The sequence below is a fragment of the Allobosea sp. P1_A7 genome (assembly GCF_056406775.1).
On the sequence record NZ_JBFTZN010000520.1, the window covers coordinates 1 to 2,440 of the forward strand.

General features: G+C 57.5%; 3 protein-coding genes. 2 read left to right on the forward strand and 1 reads right to left on the reverse strand.

The window, feature by feature from the left end:
• Nucleotides 1–57 precede the first annotated feature (57 nt).
• A protein-coding gene (locus tag AC1D34_RS37175) for an IS5 family transposase (RefSeq protein WP_476826976.1) occupies nt 58–812 on the reverse strand; the annotation gives its coding sequence in 2 pieces (ribosomal slippage) (nt 58–479 and nt 479–812; 756 coding nt in all).
• Nucleotides 813–900: 88 nt separating this feature from the next.
• Here AC1D34_RS37175 and AC1D34_RS37180 point away from each other — a divergent pair.
• Together AC1D34_RS37180 and AC1D34_RS37185 are read left to right on the forward strand one after the other, a co-directional pair.
• Complete coding sequence (locus tag AC1D34_RS37180) at nt 901–2,043, forward strand: deaminase (protein ID WP_476826977.1); 1,143 nt, start codon at nt 901–903, stop codon at nt 2,041–2,043.
• The gene (locus AC1D34_RS37185) at nt 2,036–2,413 is read left to right on the forward strand and encodes a hypothetical protein (protein WP_476826978.1); all 378 of its coding nucleotides are present in this window, start codon (nt 2,036–2,038) and stop codon (nt 2,411–2,413) included. The genes AC1D34_RS37180 and AC1D34_RS37185 overlap by 8 nt, the downstream gene beginning before the upstream one ends.
• Nucleotides 2,414–2,440: the final 27 nt, after the last annotated feature.

Consider the following 2,440-nt stretch of genomic DNA (forward strand, 5'->3'; position numbering starts at 1 on the left):
AGACGCAAGTGGCAATGGGCAGCGCGCGACGCAGGCCCCGTTACAGCATCTCATTGCTTAGATCCAGAAGATGACGGCTGCCGCGATACAGATGGCTGAGAAGAATGTGTGAGCGCAGCGATCGTATCGGGTKGCGATGCGCCGCCAGTCCTTGAGCTTTGCGAAGAGGTTCTCGACCTTGTGGCGCTGRCGGTAGAGCACCCTGTCGTATTCGAAGGGGATCTTGCGGCTCCGGCTCGACGGGATGCAGGGCTCGATGCCCTTGGCGAGAAGCGCCTCGCGGAATGTCGCGCTGTCGTACCCGCGATCGGCRATCAGGGCCTTGGCGGGCGGCAGCGCGTCGAGCACGAGGCTTGCGCCCTTGTGGTCACTCATCTGGCCTTCCGAGAGCAGCAGGATGATCGGGCGGCCTTCACCGTCGCAGACGGTGTGGAGCTTGGAGTTCAGTCCGCCCTTGGTGCGCCCGATACGACGGGGAACAGCCCCTTTTTGAGCAGGCTCGCCGCCGTGCGATGGGCCTTGAGATGCGTGGCGTCGATCATGATCCGCTCGGGTTTCGGTCCGTCGCCGGCCAGGCCCGCGAATATCCGGTCAAACACGCCGAGCCGGCTCCAGCGGATGAAGCGGTTGTACAGCGTCTTATGCGGGCCGTAGCCTTTGGGCGCGTCCTTCCATTGCAGGCCGTTGCGGATCACATAGACGATCCCGCTTACCACGCGCCGGTCGTCGACCCGTGCGACCCCGTGCGACAGCGGAAAGTACGGCGAAATCCGCGCCATCTGCGGCTCGCTCAGCAGGAACAAATCATCCATCACCGCCTCCTCATCAGAGACGGTGAATCACAGATCATTCCTAATTAATAGGTCCTGAGCCTAGGTTGCGGTTCACTGCGATACGCAGATGAGGCTGGATAGACTTCGGGGCGTTTCCGCGGCGGACGCCAAATTCGGAGGCGTCCCTACCACAGAGGTTGAAGCCTACGTTGCCCGAGATGCTAAGGATTCGGGGAACGACACCGGCCAGCAGGTGCGAGAGGTCTTCCATCTCGCGGATTTCTTCGTCGACAATAGCGTCTATCATGCGAGGGGGGCTGCAATTCAGGCGCAACTCGATCGCTTTTCCCAGCTTCTTCGCGGTGTTGGACTGGTTCGCCCAACGCGACAGGAACGAGCAATGTATTCCGCCCATGCCGCGGCGCTTCAGTCGTCATGCCTGTCGCGGCAAGTGGGTGCATCTCTGGTGTCGACTGACGGGACAATCGTCTCAACCGGCGCGAACGACGTTCCTAAGTTTGGCGGTGGTGTCTATGAAGAGGCGGGGCGCCCGGATCACCGCTGCTTTGCCTGGGAGTACGTGAACGGCTCGCTTAGATTCAAAGGATGCCACAACAATCGTAAAAAAGACGAGCTTCGGGCGTCCGTCGCCAATTGGATGTCGCAGACCTTTTCTGACGAAATTGCTGAGATCGCCATACCGTCATCGCCTACGAGTTTAAAACTGGAGCAAAAGCGTCGGGAGGCGGTTGCTCGAGATGTGCGCGAGTTTTTCGCGAAGGCGTCAGATCGGTTCGAGGCCATGCCAGGGGTCAAGGATATCATCGAGTACTCGCGCTCGATCCACGCCGAGATGAACACGCTTCTATCGGCCGCCCGGCAGGGAACTTCGAGCAAGGGCGCTCAATTGTTCTGCACCACCTTCCCCTGTCACAACTGCGCTAGGCATTTGGTCACAGCGGGGATCCACGAGGTTTATTATATCGAACCCTATGTGAAGAGCCTCGCCCTGGAACTCCATAGCGATGCGATCACGACTGAGCCGCAAGAGCCGAACGAGGCGAGGGCAAAAATGCTCGTGGCCCCGTTTACCGGCGTAGGCCCACGCATGTTTGAAGATTTCTTCACAAAGAAGGACGATCTAAAAAAGTCGACCGGCGAGTACGAGCCGGTCACTGAAGGCACGCTTCGCCACGCCGTGCGGCTACGCAAACTTGAGGATGTCGAGGCCGTTGCCTCAAAGCTTCTGCCGGAACGTACGAATGTCTGAACAGCGAGTGGTTCTTTTCCCAGCTTTCGCCAAACGAGCATCGGCCTCGAACGAAGCTGCTTGTCCTGCTCCAGACCTCTTCGGGGCGACGGCCGCGGCAATGAAGTTTGTATTTATAAATATTGCTTTGCTCCATGAAGAGCTTTTATTTCGTATTATGACAAAGAACGGAATTTGCGGAGTAATCGATCTGCGGGATCGCCCTATTTTTAGGATGCCATTTTTTGATCACCAGAAAGTGTTTCGGTATTTCAATAATCGTCATACCACATATTTCGAAATGGATCACCTAGAGCGCCGAGGTGAAGCCGACAGTGATGAGATTCAGGATGAGATACGCCGCCGCACACTCAAAACGGAACCGTGCTGATTATCTTTGATGACGAAGCTCGCGAAG